A 16,620-nucleotide genomic window follows, 5' to 3' on the forward strand; every position below is an offset into this window, starting at 1 on the left:
CACTCACTCCGGCAGTCGCAGCTGCAGGTCCGCACGCAGCCGCACGCCCTGGCCCTCGACCCCGCCGAGGCCCGCCAGCAGCTCCGCGACCGGCCCGTGCCCGGGCACCTCGGCCTGCGGGTCGGCGTCCTGCCAGGGCGCCAGCACGAACGCCCGCTCGTGGGCCCGCGGGTGCGGCAGCGTCAGCTGCGGGTCGTCGCTGCGCACGCCCTCGTAGGTGAGGATGTCGACGTCCAGCGTGCGGGCGCCCCAGCGGACGGTGCGCACCCGCCCGAACGCGTCCTCCACCGCGTTGGCCCGCTCCAGCAGGTCCCGCGGCGGCAGCGAGGTGCGCAGCACCGCGACGGCGTTGAGGTAGTTGGGCTGGTCGCCGGGCCCGCCGACGGCGTCCGTCTCGTACACCGCGGACAGCGAGGTCACCCGCACGCCGGGGGTGTCCTCCAGCGCGTCGACCGCGCCCTGCAGGGTCTCCAGGCGGTTGCCCAGGTTGCTGCCGAGCGCGACCGCGGCGGTCCGCGACTCGTGCAGGGTGGATTCCACGCGGTCCACCTTGCCCTGCAGGTCGAACGTGGTCCGCGTGGCGGTCGGGTCTGTGGTGGCCATGGGAGTTCCCTCCACTCGGGCTCCACCGGGCGCCATCAGGCGCGGCCCCGGCGGATCGTGATGGTGACGTCGTCGAACGGGACGGTGATCGGGGCGTCGGGCTTGTGCACGACGACCTCGACCTCCTCGACCACCTCGTGCCGCAGGCACTGGTCGGCGATCCGCTGGGCCAGCGTCTCGATCAGGTCGACCGGGTCGCCCGCGATCACCGCGGTGACCTCCTCCGCGATCACGCCGTAGTGCGCGGTGCGGGTCAGGTCGTCACTCGCGGCGGCCGGACGGGTGTCCAGGAACAGCGTGAGATCGACGACGAAGGTCTGCCCCTCGATCCGCTCCCGCTCGAAGACGCCGTGATGGCCGCGGGCACGTAGCCCACGCAGGGTGACGCGGTCCAGCACAAGAATCACTGCTCCCAGCTGACGGCCCCGCCGGGGCGGGGACCGGCGGGCACCGTCGCCCGCCGCCCCTCGAATCTACCTTCGAGTGCCGACCGCCCCGGACCGCCTCCCCGGCCGCCCACCCGATCGGACCGGCCACCGCGGCCCTTGACGGACGCCGCTCAGTCCTCCTCGTCGTCCTCGTCGTCGCCACTGGTGAGCACCGGCGAACCGTGGTGCGACCACAGCTTCCAGCCGTCCGCGGTGCGCCGGAACAGGTTCGTCGAGACGACCTTCCCGCCGACCAGCGGCCCCAGCTCGCCCTCCTCCTCGGGCTCCCCGCCGGACAGAATGTTCTCCGTGCAGGTGACCAGCGCCACATCGCCCTGCACGTCCACCTCCACATCCGTCAGGAAGAACTGGATGTACTCGGTGTTCGCCATGATCAACATGTACGAGCGGGTCACCTGGGCCCGGCCCACCAGCGCCGGCCAGCCCGGGTGCACGCAGAACACCCCGCCCTTGTCGTCCGCCTCGCCCGGCCCCAGCCAGATCGACTCGACGGCGTCCAGGTCTCCGCGCTCCAGAGCCTCGTACAGGGCCTGATTGGCCGCCAGCACGGCCTCCTCGTCCGGCTCCAGTGCCGCCGCCCGGTCGTTGCCGCTCACTGCCTCCGCCACGCCTACCCCCTCTGCTCCGCCTGCTCCCAGGCCGCGACGACTCGTACGGCGTCAGCCGTGCCCGACACGTCATGGACCCGGACCGCCCAGGCGCCCGCCTTCGCCGACAGCACCGAGACCGCCGCCGTGGCGTCGTCCCGCTGCCGCGCCGGGCGCAGCTCCCCGGTTTCCGGGTTGGCCAGCAGCGTACCCAGGAAGCGCTTGCGCGAAGCCGCGACCAGCACCGGCCGCCCGAGCGCCGTCAGCGCGTCCAGCCGGCCCAGCAGCGCCCAGTTGTGCGCGCTGGTCTTTGCGAAGCCCAGGCCCGGGTCCAGGATCAGCTGATCCTCCTTCACCCCCGCCGCGAGCAGGTCCTCCACCCGGTCGGACAGCTCCCGCACCACGTCCGCGACCACGTCGTCGTACACCGCCTGCGCGTACATGTCCGCCGACTGCCCGCGCCAGTGCATCACCACGAACGGCGCGCCGGTGTCGGCGACCACCTTCGCCATCCCCGCGTCCGCGAGTCCTCCGGACACGTCGTTGACGATCTTCGCGCCGGCCTGCACGGCGGCCCGGGCCACGGCCGCCCGCATGGTGTCCACCGAGACCACCACCCCCGCCCGGGCCAGCTCCGTCACCACCGGCACCACTCGGCGCAGCTCCTCCTCCTCCGTCACCCGCAACGCCCCCGGCCGCGTCGACTCCCCGCCCACGTCGACCAGGTCCGCCCCCTGCGCCACCAGCTCCAGCCCGTGCGCGATCGCCTTCGCCGGATCCAGCCACATCCCACCGTCCGAGAACGAGTCCGGCGTGACGTTCACCACCCCCATCACCGCACAACGGTCGAGGACGGGCAGGCCAGGGAGGTTTTCGCTCATACGACCCATTATCGACGCTGAGGGGGGGCACCCGGGGAGAGCACCACCAGCGAGAGCACGACCAGGGGCGCGGGGAACTGCGCGAAGCGGAAGGCGCCCGCCCGCAAGATCGCGACGCAGGACGATGACTCGCCCTTGATCGCGACCTTGCGGACGTGCACTCCTTGCTCGCGCAGTTCCCCGCGCCCCTGATCTCGCACCCAACCGCTCGCGCGAGTCTCCCCGCGCCCCTGTCTTCTCGCCCTCTCCTCCGCTACGCGGCCCTGCTGAGCTGCGCCGGAGCCTCCGGCATGAGCCCCTGGCGCTGGCGCTTGCGGCCGAAGCGCGGCATGCCCAGGGTGATGAACGCCTCGGCCTGCATCGCGGCGAAGCCGATCCGCGGGAGGTCGCGGGTGTGCTGGTAGACCAGGAAGCGCGGCTCCCAGGTGGGCTGGAACTTCGCGTTGAACTTGTACAGCGACTCGATCTGGAACCAGCGGGACAGGAAGACCAGCAGTCCGCGCCAGGCCCGCAGCACCGGTCCGGCGCCGATCCGCTCGCCGCGGGCGAGCGCCGAGCGGAACATCGCGAAGTTGAGCGAGACCCGCCGGATGCCCATCGCGCCGACCTCCTGGAGGGCGGCGACGATCAGCAGTTCGTTGAGGCCGGGGTCGGCCTCCCGGTCGCGGCGCATCAGTTCCAGCGAGATGCCGTCGTCGCCCCAGGGGACGAAGTGCAGCACCGCCTTGAGGTCGTCGCCGCTCTCGCCCTCCTTGGGGGCCTTGTGCGCCGTGACGACCACGCACTCGTCGTCGCCGACGTCGCCGAAGCGGCCGAGGGCCATCGAGAAGCCGCGTTCGGTGTCGGTGCCGCGCCAGCGGGCCGCGGCGTCGGCGATCTGGCGCTTCTCCTCCAGGGTGAGGTCGCCGACCCGGCGGACCTTGCAGGAGTAGCCGTTGCGCTCGATCCGCTTGACCATCTGGCGGACGTTGCGCATGGCGCGGCCGGAGAGCGAGAAGGTGGAGGTGTCGACGATGGCCTCGTCGCCGAGTTCGAGCGCGTCCAGGTGGGCCTCGCGGGTCCAGACCTCGCCGCCGACCTCGGAGCAGCCCATGACGGCGGGCGCCCAGGCGTGTTCGCGGGCGGTGGTCATGAAGACCTTGATCGCGCCGGGCCAGGCCTCGACGTCGCCGACCGGGTCGCCGGAGGCGAGCATCACGCCGGAGACCACCCGGTAGGAGATCGCGGCCTTGCCGGTGGGCGAGAACAGCACGCTCTTGTCGCGGCGCAGCGCGAAGTAGCCGAGCGAGTCGCGCTTGCCGTGCCGGGCGAGCAGTTCGCGGACCTTGAGCTCGTCCTCGGGGGTGAGCTCGGGCTCGGGCTTCTCGGGGCGCAGCGCCAGGTAGGCGGTGGTGAGCGCGGTGACCAGGCCGAGCGCGCCGAGCGAGTAGCCGACCAGGTCGCTGATCCGGTCGCTGGTGTAGTGGATCGGGCCCTCGAAGCCGAACAGGCCGTAGCCGACGTGCTCCAGCCGCTGGTACAGCGACGGGTCGCCGACCTCGTACTTCCACCGGACGGAGACGACGGCCAGGCCGATCAGCACCGAGACGACGGCGAGCACGACGAAGTTGAGCATCGCGCGCCAGCGGGTGCGCGGGTCGGCCTTGGCGTAGAACTCGCGCTGGTGGATCAGCATCACCGCGAACAGCGCCAGCGAGATCGCGGCCTGCACGAACTGGTGCCAGCGCAGCATGTGGAGCGCGGCGCCGACCGGCAGCAGCACGCACACGGCGCGCCAGGCGCGCCGCTTGCGGCGGCGCAGCGCGTGCGCGAGCAGCACCAGCAGCATGCCGACCATCAGGGTGCCGGCGGCGGCGAGCGTGGTGGTGCCGCCGGGCAGCTGGCCGGCCCAGGTGTGCATCCGGGTGGCCCGGAAGCGGGGGAAGACCGCCGAGGTGATGTCGATCAGCCCGATCGCCAGGCAGGCGTACCCGACCACGCCCGGCAGCCACTGCCGCGGCACGGCGGATGCCTGGGACCGGAGCGCCTGCAAGCCCCGCCGGCGGGGCTGGTCGGACGTCGTCTCAGCGGACACGGGAGCGCTCATGGGAACCCAGCCTAGAGGCACCCGGGTGCTGCTCGCGCACCCCGGGAGCCGGGTTGTGATGAACCTTCATGACTGTTCCTTTTTCTGGCAATCCGCACGTCAAGAGGGGTCCACCGGACGGATGAAAGGGGCCCGCCCGAGGCGCAACTCGAACGGCTGCACTCATCGGACCGGGGGACACCGCGGGTACCACCGATGCCGCACCTGTGGCCGCCGGCTCGGCGGTTCGGCGCGATTCCTACCCGTGGACGCCGCATTCTAGGGCGACGGTTCCCGTTCGCGCAGTCGTCCGTTCGTACTGGTTTCCGACGCTCGGTCAGACTACCCCCACTGACACCCGACGGTCCGTCAGACAAGGTTGAACGAGCGGGAGTCGAGGAGGGCCGGAACGCATGGAGCTGACCAGCGGAACACTGGTGTACCTGCTGATCGTCGTGGGGGCGGCGGCCCTGGTCGCCACCCTCTGGCTGTGGCCGCGGCTGTCGCGGCAGCGGCCACTGCCGGTGCTGGGGCGACTCGGGCTGCTGACGGTCACTCAGGTGGCGGCGCTGTCGGTGCTGTTGCTGTCGGTGAACAACGCCTACGGCTTCTACACCTCCTGGGACGACCTGCTGCGCCCCGGCAAGGCCGCCCCGCTGGCGCTCACCTCCGGGCGCACGCCCGGCGCCGCCCCGGAGAGCGACAAGCTGGTGCAGCCGACCACCGACGGCGGGCTGGAGACGGTCAAGGACGTGCTGCCGCCCGGCCCGCCCGAACAGGTCGGCCGGGTCGACTCGGTGAGGGTGACCGGCCCCGAGTCGGGCCTGTCCGATCAGATGTTCGTCTACCTGCCACCCGAGTACTTCAATCCCCGCTACAACCGCCAGCACTTCCCGGTGCTGGTCGCGCTGGCCGGCTACCCCGGTCCGACGCTGAACCTGGTCGAGGAGCTGGAGCTGCCGCAGACCGCCGCCGAACTGCAGCGCACCGGTCAGATGGCCCCCACCGTGATCGTGATGGCCCGCCCCACCGTCGCCCCGCCGCGCGACACCGAGTGCGTGGACGTCGCGGGCGGGCCGAAGACCGAGACCTGGTTCGTCAAGGACGTGCCGACCGCGCTGCGCTCCGCGTACCGGGTCGGCCGGACCGCGGAGTCCTGGGGCGTGTTCGGCTACTCCACCGGCGGGTCCTGCGCGCTGCGCCTGGCGATGCGCCACCCCGAGGCGTACCGGAACGCGGCCGGGATGCACCCCGACTACACCGTGCCGAACGACCGCTGGACCGACGGCGACCTGTTCGGCGGCGACGCGGAAGCCGCCCACCGGTCCGACCTGAACTGGCGGCTGAAGAACCTGCCGGCGCCGTCCGCGGCCCTGCTGGTGGTCTCCACCCACGCCGAGGACGACTACCCGGCGACCGAGAAGTTCCTCGGCACCGCCAAGCAGGCCTCCGACGACCACCCCGAGTTCCTGGTGGACTCACTGCTGCTGCCGGACGGCGGCCACTCCTTCGAGACCTGGCGCCGCGAACTGCCGGCCACCCTGGAGTGGCTCAGCGACCACCTCGCGCCCCCGCAGGACCGCGAACCGCGGCCCTGACGGAGGCGCAACCCCCGGGGCGGTCAGCGCCCGATGATGAGGCTCATCGCCTCGGCCCGGGTGGCGGGGTCGCGCAGCTGGCCGCGGACCGCCGAGGTGACGGTGGTGGCGCCGGGCTTGCGGATGCCGCGCATCGACATGCACATGTGCTCGCACTCGATCACCACGATGGCGCCGCGCGGCTCCAGGATCCGCATCAGCGCGTCCGCGACCTGGCTGGTGAGCCGCTCCTGCACCTGCGGGCGGCGGGCGAACACGTCGACCAGCCGGGCCAGCTTGGACAGGCCGGTGATCTTGCCGGTCGTCGCGGGGATGTAGCCGACGTGCGCGACGCCGCGGAACGGGACCAGGTGGTGCTCGCAGGTGGAGAACACCTCGATGTCCTTGACCAGCACCATCTCGTCGTGGCCGAGGTCGAAGGTGGTGGTCAGCACGTCCTCCGGCTGCTGCCACAGGCCCGCGAATATCTCCCGGTAGGCGCGCGCGACCCGGGCCGGGGTCTCCAGCAGGCCCTCGCGGTCCGGGTCCTCGCCGACGGCGATGAGCAGTTCGCGGACGGCGTTCTCGGCCCGCTTCTGGTCGAACTCGCCGACGGGGAACTCACCGTCGAGCGTCACCGGATCGATCATGCGTGCCTCGCTGCTCGTCAAAGGGGAAACAGTGTCCGTGCAGCACGAATGCCGCGCCTCCAGGGTACAAACCCCGGAAACGCGGCATCCATTCCGAACAGGTGCTCGTCAGGTCAGCTCTCGACCTGGCCGCCGTCGGCCGGCGGGAGCTTCACGGTGTCGACCGGGCTGTCGGTGCCGGAGACGGCGCCGTTGGTCAGCGCCAGCTCCTTCGGCGACTGCACCGGCGGCCGGGTGGACGGGGTGCGGCGGGCCGAGCCGGTCCACGCCGGACGCGGGGGACGCTTGATGACCGGAGCGAAGACCTCGGCGATCTGCTCCTTGTTCAGCGTCTCCTTCTCCAGCAGTTCGAGGACCAGGTTGTCGAGCACGTCGCGGTTCTCGACCAGGATCTCCCAGGCCTCGTTGTGCGCGGTCTCGATCAGGTTCTTGACCTCCTCGTCCACCAGCCCGGCGACCTCCTCGGAGTAGTCGCGCTGGTGGGCCATCTCGCGGCCCAGGAAGGGCTCGGAGTCGGAGGAGCCGAACTTGATCGCGCCCAGGCGCTCGCTCATGCCGTACTGGGTGACCATGGCCCGCGCGGTGGCGGTGGCCTTCTCGATGTCGTTCGAGGCGCCGGTGGTCGGGTCGTGGAAGACCAGTTCCTCCGCCGCCCGGCCGCCCAGCATGTAGGCGAGCTGGTCGAGCATCTCGTTGCGGGTGGTCGAGTACTTGTCCTCGTCCGGCAGCACCATGGTGTAGCCGAGCGCGCGGCCCCGGGACAGGATGGTGATCTTGTGCACCGGGTCGGAGTAGTTGCAGGCCGCCGCGACCAGGGCGTGTCCGCCCTCGTGGTACGCGGTGATCTTCTTCTCCTTGTCGGACATGATCCGCGAGCGCTTCTGCGGACCGGCCACGACGCGGTCGATCGCCTCGTCCAGCATCAGGTTGTCGATCAGCTTCTTGTCGGAACGCGCGGTGAGCAGCGCGGCCTCGTTCAGCACGTTCGACAGGTCGGCGCCGGTGAAGCCGGGGGTGCGCTTGGCGACGGCCGAGAGGTCGACGTCCGGCGCGATCGGCTTGCCCTTCTGGTGCACCTTGAGGATGTCCAGTCGGCCCTGGAGGTCCGGGCGGTCGACGGCGATCTGCCGGTCGAAGCGGCCGGGGCGCAGCAGCGCCGGGTCCAGGATGTCGGGGCGGTTGGTGGCGGCGATCAGGATGACGCCGCCCTTGACGTCGAAGCCGTCCATCTCGACCAGCAGCTGGTTGAGGGTCTGCTCGCGCTCGTCGTGGCCGCCGCCGAGGCCCGCACCGCGGTGCCGGCCGACGGCGTCGATCTCGTCGACGAAGATGATCGCCGGGGCGTTGGCCTTGGCCTGCTCGAACAGGTCGCGGACCCGGCTGGCGCCGACGCCGACGAACATCTCGACGAAGTCCGAGCCGGAGATCGAGTAGAACGGGACGCCCGCCTCGCCCGCGACGGCGCGGGCCAGCAGGGTCTTGCCGGTTCCGGGCGGGCCGTACAGCAGCACGCCCTTGGGGATCTTCGCGCCGACCGCCTGGAACTTGGCCGGCTCCTGCAGGAACTCCTTGATCTCGTGGAGTTCCTCGACGGCCTCGTCGGCGCCCGCGACGTCCGCGAAGGTGGTCTTCGGGGTGTCCTTGGTGAGCAGCTTGGCCTTGGACTTGCCGAACTGCATGACCCGGGAGCCGCCGCCCTGCATCTGATTCATCAGGAACAGGAAGACCACGACGATGATCACGATCGGCAGCATCGAGAAGAGCAGGCTGACGAAGGTCGACTGCTTCTCGGGGCTGACGGTGTAACCGTCCGGGATCTGCCCGCCGGCGTACTTGGTCTGAAGGTTCTTGGCCAGATCGGCGGCCTGCTGGTCGCCGGTGTAGGAGGCCTGGAAGCGGGTGCCGGACGGCGCCTTGCCGTTGGCGCCCGGCTTCAGCTTCTGGCCGTCCTGCAGCTGGATCTTGATGAGGTTCGAGTCACCGGTGGTGAGCTGCGCCGACTTCACCTGGTTGTTGTCGATCGCGCTGATGACCTGACCGGTGTCCGCCGTCTTGTAGCCGCTCGAGTCCGAGACGAGCTCCATCAGCGCGAACACGGCGAGGGCGGCCAGCACGACCCACATGATCGGCGCACGGAAGTATCGCTTGACGTCCATCCATGCGGGGCGTCACCGCCCCGTCCCTCCTGCCATTCAACGGGCGCTGGTCGGCCGTGGGCCGCGGCGCATCCGATATGTGCTCGTAAGACGAGCGTTTGATTGGACCGTACCGCAGCGGCCCCCGCTCACGACGGGATCACACCACGGTGCAGCCTATTTTCCTACCCCCGCACAACGGGTGGGAACAGGGCACTGTTCCCACCCGTCGCCCGAACGGTTCAGCCCCCGTAGACGTGCGGGGCCAGGGTGCCGATGAACGGCAGGTTGCGCAGCTTCTCCGCGTAGTCCAGGCCGTAACCGACCACGAACTCGTTGGGGATGTCGAAACCGACGTACTCGACGTCGATCTCCACCTTGGCGGCGTCCGGCTTGCGCAGCAGGGTGCACACCTTCAGCGAGGCCGGGCCGCGCGAACCGAGGTTGCCGAGCAGCCAGGACAGCGTCAGACCGGAGTCGATGATGTCCTCGACGATCAGCACGTCACGGCCGGCGATGTCGGTGTCCAGGTCCTTCAGGATGCGCACCACGCCCGAGGACTTGGTGCCCATGCCGTACGAGGAGACCGCCATCCAGTCCATGGTCACCTGGCTGTGCAGGGTCCGGGCCAGGTCGGCCATCACCATCACGGCGCCCTTGAGGACACCGACCAGCAGGAGGTCCTTCCCGGCGTAGTCCTGGTCGATCCGCGCGGCCAGCTCCACCAGCTTGGCGTCGATCTCGTCCTTGCTGATGAGCACCTTCGCGAGGTCTGCGCCCATGTCGTTCTGGTCCACCGGGGATACGTCCTCAAACGTTCGGGGTCTGGGTTCGGCAGCGGCGGTACGACTCGTGTCAGCTCAGTCGCCCTGTCGCCGAAACACCAGCGTGCCACACCGACGCACGGCTTCGACGCCCCCGGGTAGGTGCAGGGGGCCCTGGCCGCGCCAGCCGGTGACCAGCAGATCCACGGTTTCCAGGTGGCGGGCGAACAGGTCGCCGGCCGGGGAGCCCGCGCGCAGCGCGGCCCGGCGCAGCACCCGGCGGCGCACCGCGGGCGGCAGTTCGGAGAGCTTGCCGACGTCGAGCGCCCCGTCCGGGCCGTGCAGGTCGCGCTCGGCGAGGGCGGCCCACTGGTCCAGTGCGTCGGCGTCGTCGCGGAACAGCCGGGCGGTGCGGGCCAGCGCCTCCACCACGCCGCCGCCGAGGTGCTTCTCCAGCACCGGCAGCACCTCGTGGCGGACCCGGGAGCGGGTGTAGGCCGGGTCGGCGTTGTGCGGGTCGTCCCAGACCGGGATGGACTGCGCGGTGCAGGCCTGCCGGGTGGCGGCCCGGTCGAGCTCCAGCAGCGGGCGGCGGTAGCGGCCCTTCTGCGCGGGCATGCCGGCCAGCGAACGGGCGCCGGAGCCGCGGGCCAGGCCGAGCAGCACCGTCTCCGCCTGGTCGTCGCGGGTGTGGCCGAGCAGCACGGCGAGCGCGTCGTGGCGTTCGGCGGCCGAGTCCAGCGCGGCGTAGCGGGCCTCCCGGGCGGCGTTCTCCGGGCCGCCCTCGCGGCCGACGTGCACCGCGACCGCCTCCACCGGGTCCAGGCCGAGCTCGCGCAGCCGGACGGCGACCTGTTCGGCGCGCTCGGCGGAGCCGTCCTGCAGGCCGTGGTCGACGGTGACGGCGCCGACCCGCAGACCGAGCTTGGGGGCCTCGAAGGCGGTGGCGGTGGCCAGGGCCATCGAGTCCGCGCCGCCGGAGACCGCGACCAGCACCAGCGGGGAGCCGGGCGCGGCCGGGGTGCGGGGCAGCCCGGAGGGGTGGCGGCGGGCGTTGCCGATCAGCGTGCCGGGCACCGTCGCGGTGGTGGCCAGCGCGGGCAGCGGCGCGGCCTGGGCCGGCGGGGCGGTGCGGGCGCGCACCGGCTCACTCGGGGTGACGCCCGCCTCGGCGGCGAGCTCGGCGAGGGTACGGCGGACGGCGAGGCGTATCGCCGCGACAGCGGGGTGTGGACCCATGGTTGGCACTCCTTGGCGGAGGGAGGTACGTCGGCCGCCTGTCAGCTCTCGGTCACCAGGCGCTCACAGATGGTCGCAGAATCCGGCCACCGCCCACGCCCCCCGCGCCAACGGCGGATCCACGGTCCCACGTACGGGTGAATGGAGAAACGTTACGGCTGCCGCCAGGTGAACGACTCGCCCGGTTGACCGTCCACCGCGGGCCGCACCCGACGCCCGCCCGGGCGGCGGGCTCAGCCGACCACCCGGGCCACCCAGGACGCGGGGTCGTGGATCTCGTCCTTGGTGGGCAGCGTGTTCGGCGAGGTCCACACCCGGTTGAAGCCGTCCATCCCGACCCGCTCCACCACGCCGCGCACGAACACCGCGCCGTCCTGGTACTGGCGCAGCTTGGCGTCCATGCCGAGCAGCCGGCGCAGCACCAGGTCGAGCCGGCCGCTGCCGCGGTCGCGGCGGCGCTGAAACTTCTCCCGGATCTCCGCCACCGAGGGCACCACCGCCGGGCCGACGCCGTCCATCACCACGTCGGCGTGGCCCTCCAGCAGCGACATCACGGCGGTCAGCCGGGCCAGGATCTCCCGCTGCGCGGGCGTCTGCACCAGGTCGGCGAGGCCGGCCGCGGTGGAGCCGTTGCCGCGGCCGCCGAAGCCCGGCAGGCCGCCGAGCGCCTCGCGCAGCCGGTCCAGCAGCGCCGAGGGGTCGACGTCGGTCTGCGCCAGGAACTCCTGCACCTCGGACTGGATGTGGTCGCGCAGCCAGGGCACCGCGGTGAACTGGGTGCGGTGGGTCTCCTCGTGCAGGCACACCCAGAGCCGGAAGTCGTGCGGGGCGACGTCGAGTTCGCGCTCCACCTGGACGATGTTCGGCGCCACCAGCAGCAGCCGCCCGGGCGGCGTCGCCAGGCCCCGGCGCGGCTGGTCGAACAGGCCCTCGGGGCTGTCCGGGGCGGTGGGCAGCTGGGCCGGGGCGAAGGTCTCGTACTGGCCGAGCACCTTCCCCGACAGGAACGCCAGCACCGCGCCGACCTCCACGCCGGTGGCCTTGGCGCCCACCGAGCCGGCCGCCGCCACGCCCGTGCCGTCCGGGCGGCGGGCCGCCAGCCGGTCGGTCAGCGGGCGGACCACGGTGCGGAAGCCCGCCACGTTGGCCCGCACCCAGCCGGGCCGGTCGACCACCAGGACGGGGGTCCCGGGTGTGTCCTCACCCGTCCCCATCCGGGTGAACTCGCGTACGTGCCGCTCGGCCTCGACGGCGTGCCGGCGCAGTTCGGAGACCACCGTGCGGGCCTCCTCCCGGCCGACCCGGGGCCCGGGCCGGGCCAGGCGCACCGCGGTCGCCACCGCGAGATCCCAGTCGACCATCTCCGCACCGCTGTTCGCGCTCGTCATGCCCTCACCGTACGTGCTCGCCCCCGCCCGGGGGAGACAACGGCGGCGGCCGGTCCGCCGACCCGGGGTCGGCGGACCGACGGGGCGTCAGCAGCCGCAGGCGGCGATCTTCGCGACGATCCGGTCGATCGCGGCGCGGGTCGGGAACGGGTCGGGACTGGTGGTCCGGGTCATCAGGGCGAACACCAGCACCCGCCCGTCGCTGTCGACGACGGTGCCGGCCAGCGTGTTGACGTTCGACAGCGAGCCGGTCTTGGCGCGCACGATGCCGGCCGCGTCGCCGGCCCCGGACTTCGCGCCGAACCGGCTGACCAGGGTGCCGGTGAAGCCGGCGATCGGCAGGCCGGTGATCACCGGGCGCAGCTCCGGGTGCTGCGGGGAGGCCGCCTGGCCGAGCAGCTTCACCAGGGTGAGCGGCGGGATCAGGTTGGCCGACGCCAGGCCGCTGCCGTCGGTGAGCACCACGCCGTTCATCGGCACGCCGACCTTGGACAGCTCGGCGGTGACGGCGGCCGCCCCGCCCTCGAAGCTCGCGGGCTGCTTGGCGGCGAGCGCGACCTGCCGGGCGACCGCCTCGGCGAGCTGGTTGTCGGAGGTGGTGAGCATCCGCTCCACCAGCCGTCCGATCTCCGGCGACTCCACCCGGGCCAGCTCCTTCGCCCCGGCGGGGGCGGTGGCCTGGGCGGCCTTGTTCTGGACGGTGATGCCTTCGGCCTTCAGGAAGCCGGCGAAGGACTCGGCGGCCTGCCCGGGCGGGTCGAACACCCGGGCCGGGGCCTCGTCGGGCGAGCGCGGGTCGATCCGGCCCTCGTCGACCATCAGCGGGGTGACCGCGCCGATGTTCGTCCCGTCGTGCTCCTTGTGCAGCAGCGGGCCGCTGTACAGCGAGGTGTCGTAGGACAGCTTGACGCCCGTGGTGCCGGCGGCCTTCAGCGCGGCGGCGGTGCGGCGGGCCAGGTCGGCCATCGAGGCGGGCGCGCTGTCCACGTCCACGGGGGCGCCGCCGATCCGGATCTGGTCGACGGGCAGCGCGGTCACCGTGGGGTCGCCGCCGCCGACCAGGGTGATCTCGCCGGGGGTGGCGCCCTGCACCACGGTGGTGGCGATCCGGTGGCCGGCCGGCAGCAGGGACAGCGCGGCGACCGCGGTGGCCAGCTTGGTGGTGGAGGCGGGCGTCGCCGGGGTGTTCTCGTTCGCGCCGACCAGGAACTCTCCGGTGGCGGCGTCGGCGACCGCGTAGTTCAGCGTCCCGAGCGACTTGTCCTGCAGGGTGGCGCCGAGCGCGCTGCGCAGCCCGGTGCCGGTCGGCGCGTGGCTGTCCTTGGCGTCCCCCGCGGACAGCACCGGCCCCTTGACCGGCACCGCCCGGTGCCGGTTGCCGCGCCGCTCCTGCTGGCCGTTGCCGTTCCCGCCGCCGCCCTGGTGGTGCCCGTCGTCGGCGCGCTTGCTGCTGTGCCCGTCCGGGCGGCCCGCGCCCGGCGAGGGCTGGGCCAGCGCCGGATCGGCGACGGTCAGCACCCCCGCGGCCAGCGCCGCCCCCAGAACCCCGACGAGCGCCGTTCTGCGCCCGCGTCCCGTCCCTGCCCCTGATCTCACCGACCGGCCCCTTTCCCGAGCACTCCCTGCCGTAGGAGACACTTGGATTCTGTCAGTCCCAACCCTTGGAGGAACCGTTGGAGTTCGACGTCCTGATCGAGATCCCGAAGGGCTCGCGCAACAAGTACGAGGTCGACCATGAGACCGGTCGCCTCCGCCTGGACCGCATGCTCTTCACCTCGACCCGCTACCCGGCCGACTACGGCTACGTCGAGGGCACCCTCGCGGACGACGGCGACCCGCTGGACGCGCTGGTCATCCTGGACGAGCCGACCTTCCCCGGCTGCCTGATCAAGTGCCGTGCCATCGGCATGTTCCAGATGACCGACGAGGCCGGCGGCGACGACAAGCTGCTGTGCGTCCCGGCGACCGACCCGCGCTGGTCGCACCTGCAGGACATCCAGGACGTGTCGGAGTTCGACCGCCTGGAGATCCAGCACTTCTTCGAGGTCTACAAGGACCTGGAGCCCGGCAAGTCCGTCCAGGGCGCCGACTGGGTCGGCCGGGCCGAGGCCGAGGCCGAGGTCGAGGCCTCGATCAAGCGCCTGCAGGAGCAGGGCGGCCACTGAGCCGTCCCGCCCTCCGGGGCGGCAGCACCCGTGCGAGGGGCGGGAGTCCGGTTCGGACTCCCGCCCCTCGCACGTTCCGCGCCGGCCGGTCAGTCGCCGTCGTCGAGCCGGAACCCGACCTTCAGGCCGACCTGGAAGTGCTTCACCGTCCCGTTCTCGATGTGCCCGCGGACCTGGACCACCTCGAACCAGTCGAGGTGGCGCAGGGTCCGGTCGGCGCGGGCGATGCCGTTGCGGATGGCGGCGTCCACGCCCTCGTGCGAGGAGCCGACGATCTCGGTGACCCGGTAGGTGTGGTCGGACATGGCTAGTACTCCCTGGTGCGGCGGTGGCGGACGCTCCCCCGTCGTCCACCGTGCACCAGGGCGCCGGGCCGGGCATCCCGGCTTCGCCCGACGGGGCGTCAGAACGCCGCGCGGACCTCGCCGACCACCTGACCGCCGCCGTGCAGCGGGGAGGCCGCGATCCGCTCCAGCACCGGGTCCTGGACGCCCAGCCGGCGCAGCGCGGCGGCCAGCACCGGGCCCCGGGCGCGCTCCGCGCCGTCCTCGATCTTGAACGCCAGGGCCCGGCCGTCGGCCAGCGCCACGACCTGGACGGCCTCCGCGCCCATCTTGGACAGCGCGCCGGGCACCGCCCGCATCAGCCAGGTGTCGGCCCGGCGGGTGCCGGCCACGTACTCGGGGTGGGCGCGCATGGCGTCGGCGACCCGGCGCTGCTCGGTGCCCGGCTCGGCCAGCACCAGGGCCCGGTAGGCGCGGGCCAGGCCGGTCAGCGGGACGGCCAGCAGCGGGGCGCCGCAGCCGTCGGTGCCGGTGTGCGCGGCCGACTCGCCGACGGCCTCCTCCAGGGCGGTGCGGGCCAGTCGCTGGATCGGGTGCTCGGGGTCGAGGTAGCCCTCCAGGTCCCAGCCGTTGGCGGCGCAGGCGGCCAGCCAGCCGGCGTGCTTGCCGGAGCAGTCCATCAGGATCGGCGCCGGCTCCCCGCCGGAGCGCAGCAGCTCCTCGGCCTCGACCTGGTCCAGCGGCAGCTCGGCGGGGGTGCGCAGGGCGGCCTCGGTGAGGCCGGCGTCGGCCAGCATCCGGCGGACCGCGGCCCGGTGGAAGGGCTCCGCGGAGTGGCTGGAGGCGGCCAGCGCGAGCTGTTCGCCGCGCAGCGCCAGGCCGGCCCGCAGGGTGGCGAGCGCCTGGAACGGCTTGGCGGCGGAGCGCGGGTAGACCGGCTGTTCGGGGGTTCCCAGCGCGTACGCGACGGTGCCGTCGGCGTCGAGCAGGACCAGCGAACCGCGGTGGCGGCCCTCGACGAAGCCGGAGCGTATGACCTCGGCGAGGGCGGGCAGGGCTGACTGCGACACGGGCGGGTCTCCAGGAATGCGGTGAGGGTGGATGCGGCCCGCGTCCGCCCGCTCAGCTCCCGCCGAGCAGGTCCTCGACCCGGGCCTCCCCTTCACGGTACCTGCGGGTGATCTCCGCGCCGCAGTCGTCCGCGGTGCGCTGGAGCGTCTGGCGGCGCCCGGACACCTCGCGCTCGTGCTCGGCCAGCCGTTCGACGGCGGCCAGCAGGTCGGCGGTGGCGTGAGCGCCGAGGTCGGCCAGCTGCACGTCGCCCATCAGGGCGTCCGCCTCCAGCCGGTAGCGCTCGCCGCGCGGCGGGCCGAGGGTCAGGTGCCGGGCCGGGCGGCGGGTGGCGGACGGGGCGTCCGCCAGGATGGCGGGCAGCCGGTCGAGCAGCGCGCACTGCGCCTCGCTGGCGCCGGCCAGCGGGACCTCCCGGCGCTCCAGTTCGGCCCGCAGGATGTCCATCCGGCCGTGCAGCAGGCGGCGCAGGTACGACAGGTCGGCCTCCTGCTCCAGGGCGTCCCGGCGGAGCACCCGCAGGTCTTCCAGGGCCAGGCCGGCCAGTTCGTCGACCGCGCTCACGTCCATCAATCCGACCACCTGCCGTAGTACCTGGGCCCGCCGATGGCACGGCCGCCCGTCTCCCGGGGTTCCCCCCGGCGGGCGATGCCACTCGTGCGGGTGACGCGGTTCGCCGGGACGGCGGACGCCCCCTCGGGGCCCGGATGGCCCCGGGCCGTCGGACAGCGTGCCACCCCGGGCCCCGGCCCCGCACGCCCG

General features: G+C 72.8%; 16 protein-coding genes. 2 read left to right on the top strand and 14 right to left on the bottom strand.

The window, feature by feature from the left end; translation table 11 throughout:
* Window positions 1-3 precede the first annotated feature (3 nt).
* The 5 genes from folK to CG736_RS20220 all read right to left on the bottom strand — a co-directional run bounded on the left by folK (window position 4) and on the right by CG736_RS20220 (window position 4,606).
* Window positions 4-603 (bottom strand): 2-amino-4-hydroxy-6-hydroxymethyldihydropteridine diphosphokinase, encoded by a 600-nt coding sequence (folK, locus tag CG736_RS20200; RefSeq protein ID WP_100587583.1) that lies wholly within the window; start codon window positions 601-603, stop codon window positions 4-6.
* Window positions 604-638: 35 nt separating this feature from the next.
* Complete coding sequence (gene folB / locus CG736_RS20205) at window positions 639-998, bottom strand: dihydroneopterin aldolase (RefSeq protein ID WP_043916702.1); 360 nt, start codon at window positions 996-998, stop codon at window positions 639-641.
* A gap of 164 nt (window positions 999-1,162) precedes the next feature.
* Window positions 1,163-1,660: a nuclear transport factor 2 family protein gene (locus tag CG736_RS20210; RefSeq protein ID WP_232734080.1), complete on the bottom strand. Its 498-nt coding sequence runs from the start codon at window positions 1,658-1,660 to the stop codon at window positions 1,163-1,165.
* Between the two features lie 2 nt (window positions 1,661-1,662).
* Window positions 1,663-2,529 (bottom strand): dihydropteroate synthase, encoded by an 867-nt coding sequence (gene folP / locus CG736_RS20215; protein WP_198520554.1) that lies wholly within the window; start codon window positions 2,527-2,529, stop codon window positions 1,663-1,665.
* A 244-nt stretch (window positions 2,530-2,773) separates the two neighbouring features.
* A complete protein-coding gene (locus tag CG736_RS20220; protein WP_232734081.1) occupies window positions 2,774-4,606 on the bottom strand; it encodes a phosphatidylglycerol lysyltransferase domain-containing protein in 1,833 nt (610 codons plus the stop codon).
* Window positions 4,607-4,998: 392 nt separating this feature from the next.
* Between CG736_RS20220 and CG736_RS20225 the strand changes: the two genes are divergently transcribed.
* Entirely contained in the window at window positions 4,999-6,183 is a 1,185-nt protein-coding gene (locus tag CG736_RS20225) for an alpha/beta hydrolase family protein (RefSeq protein ID WP_100587586.1), read from the top strand.
* Between the two features lie 23 nt (window positions 6,184-6,206).
* Here CG736_RS20225 and folE read toward each other — a convergent pair whose 3' ends face one another.
* The 6 genes from folE to dacB form a co-directional block, all read right to left on the bottom strand.
* Entirely contained in the window at window positions 6,207-6,812 is a 606-nt protein-coding gene (folE, locus tag CG736_RS20230; protein WP_043915587.1) for a GTP cyclohydrolase I FolE, read from the bottom strand.
* 113 nt (window positions 6,813-6,925) lie between these two features.
* The gene (ftsH, locus tag CG736_RS20235; protein ID WP_100587587.1) at window positions 6,926-8,968 is read right to left on the bottom strand and encodes an ATP-dependent zinc metalloprotease FtsH; all 2,043 of its coding nucleotides are present in this window, start codon (window positions 8,966-8,968) and stop codon (window positions 6,926-6,928) included.
* A 221-nt stretch (window positions 8,969-9,189) separates the two neighbouring features.
* On the bottom strand, window positions 9,190-9,744 hold the full coding sequence (hpt, locus tag CG736_RS20240) for a hypoxanthine phosphoribosyltransferase (RefSeq protein WP_043915585.1): 555 nt from the start codon (window positions 9,742-9,744) through the stop codon (window positions 9,190-9,192).
* A 63-nt stretch (window positions 9,745-9,807) separates the two neighbouring features.
* Window positions 9,808-10,950 carry a tRNA lysidine(34) synthetase TilS gene (gene tilS, locus CG736_RS20245; protein WP_043915584.1) on the bottom strand — a complete coding sequence of 381 codons (1,143 nt, stop codon included), beginning with the start codon at window positions 10,948-10,950 and terminating at the stop codon, window positions 9,808-9,810.
* 233 nt (window positions 10,951-11,183) lie between these two features.
* On the bottom strand, window positions 11,184-12,311 hold the full coding sequence (locus CG736_RS20250; RefSeq protein WP_198520559.1) for a zinc-dependent metalloprotease: 1,128 nt from the start codon (window positions 12,309-12,311) through the stop codon (window positions 11,184-11,186).
* Between the two features lie 114 nt (window positions 12,312-12,425).
* Complete coding sequence (gene dacB / locus CG736_RS20255; RefSeq protein ID WP_157815661.1) at window positions 12,426-13,934, bottom strand: D-alanyl-D-alanine carboxypeptidase/D-alanyl-D-alanine-endopeptidase; 1,509 nt, start codon at window positions 13,932-13,934, stop codon at window positions 12,426-12,428.
* A 77-nt stretch (window positions 13,935-14,011) separates the two neighbouring features.
* Here dacB and CG736_RS20260 point away from each other — a divergent pair, with 77 nt between their 5' ends.
* Window positions 14,012-14,503: an inorganic diphosphatase gene (locus CG736_RS20260; RefSeq protein ID WP_100587648.1), complete on the top strand. Its 492-nt coding sequence runs from the start codon at window positions 14,012-14,014 to the stop codon at window positions 14,501-14,503.
* An 89-nt stretch (window positions 14,504-14,592) separates the two neighbouring features.
* Here the strand turns inward: CG736_RS20260 and CG736_RS20265 are convergent, their stop codons facing one another.
* The 3 genes from CG736_RS20265 to CG736_RS20275 all read right to left on the bottom strand — a co-directional run bounded on the left by CG736_RS20265 (window position 14,593) and on the right by CG736_RS20275 (window position 16,428).
* Complete coding sequence (locus CG736_RS20265) at window positions 14,593-14,808, bottom strand: dodecin (protein WP_043915581.1); 216 nt, start codon at window positions 14,806-14,808, stop codon at window positions 14,593-14,595.
* Between the two features lie 98 nt (window positions 14,809-14,906).
* Window positions 14,907-15,857, bottom strand: a complete 951-nt coding sequence (locus CG736_RS20270) for an asparaginase (protein ID WP_232734082.1) — start codon at window positions 15,855-15,857, stop codon at window positions 14,907-14,909.
* Window positions 15,858-15,909: 52 nt separating this feature from the next.
* Window positions 15,910-16,428, bottom strand: a complete 519-nt coding sequence (locus CG736_RS20275; RefSeq protein ID WP_100587590.1) for an ABC transporter substrate-binding protein — start codon at window positions 16,426-16,428, stop codon at window positions 15,910-15,912.
* Between the last annotated feature and the right edge of the window lie 192 nt (window positions 16,429-16,620).

The sequence above is a fragment of the Kitasatospora sp. CB02891 genome, from assembly GCF_002803145.1.
Classification (GTDB): Bacteria; Actinomycetota; Actinomycetes; order Streptomycetales; family Streptomycetaceae; genus Kitasatospora; species Kitasatospora griseola.

Excerpts from the sequence above, each read along its gene's own strand:
- folK (WP_100587583.1), bottom strand. The coding sequence starts at position 603 with ATGGCCACCACAGACCCGACCGCCACGCGGACCACGTTCGACCTGCAG.
- folP (WP_198520554.1), bottom strand. The coding sequence starts at position 2,529 with ATGGGTCGTATGAGCGAAAACCTCCCTGGCCTGCCCGTCCTCGACCGT.
- CG736_RS20220 (WP_232734081.1), bottom strand. The coding sequence starts at position 4,606 with ATGAGCGCTCCCGTGTCCGCTGAGACGACGTCCGACCAGCCCCGCCGG.
- CG736_RS20225 (WP_100587586.1), top strand. The coding sequence starts at position 4,999 with ATGGAGCTGACCAGCGGAACACTGGTGTACCTGCTGATCGTCGTGGGG.
- folE (WP_043915587.1), bottom strand. The coding sequence starts at position 6,812 with ATGATCGATCCGGTGACGCTCGACGGTGAGTTCCCCGTCGGCGAGTTC.
- ftsH (WP_100587587.1), bottom strand. The coding sequence starts at position 8,968 with ATGGACGTCAAGCGATACTTCCGTGCGCCGATCATGTGGGTCGTGCTG.
- tilS (WP_043915584.1), bottom strand. The coding sequence starts at position 10,950 with ATGGGTCCACACCCCGCTGTCGCGGCGATACGCCTCGCCGTCCGCCGT.
- CG736_RS20250 (WP_198520559.1), bottom strand. The coding sequence starts at position 12,311 with ATGGTCGACTGGGATCTCGCGGTGGCGACCGCGGTGCGCCTGGCCCGG.
- CG736_RS20265 (WP_043915581.1), bottom strand. The coding sequence starts at position 14,808 with ATGTCCGACCACACCTACCGGGTCACCGAGATCGTCGGCTCCTCGCAC.
- CG736_RS20275 (WP_100587590.1), bottom strand. The coding sequence starts at position 16,428 with ATGGACGTGAGCGCGGTCGACGAACTGGCCGGCCTGGCCCTGGAAGAC.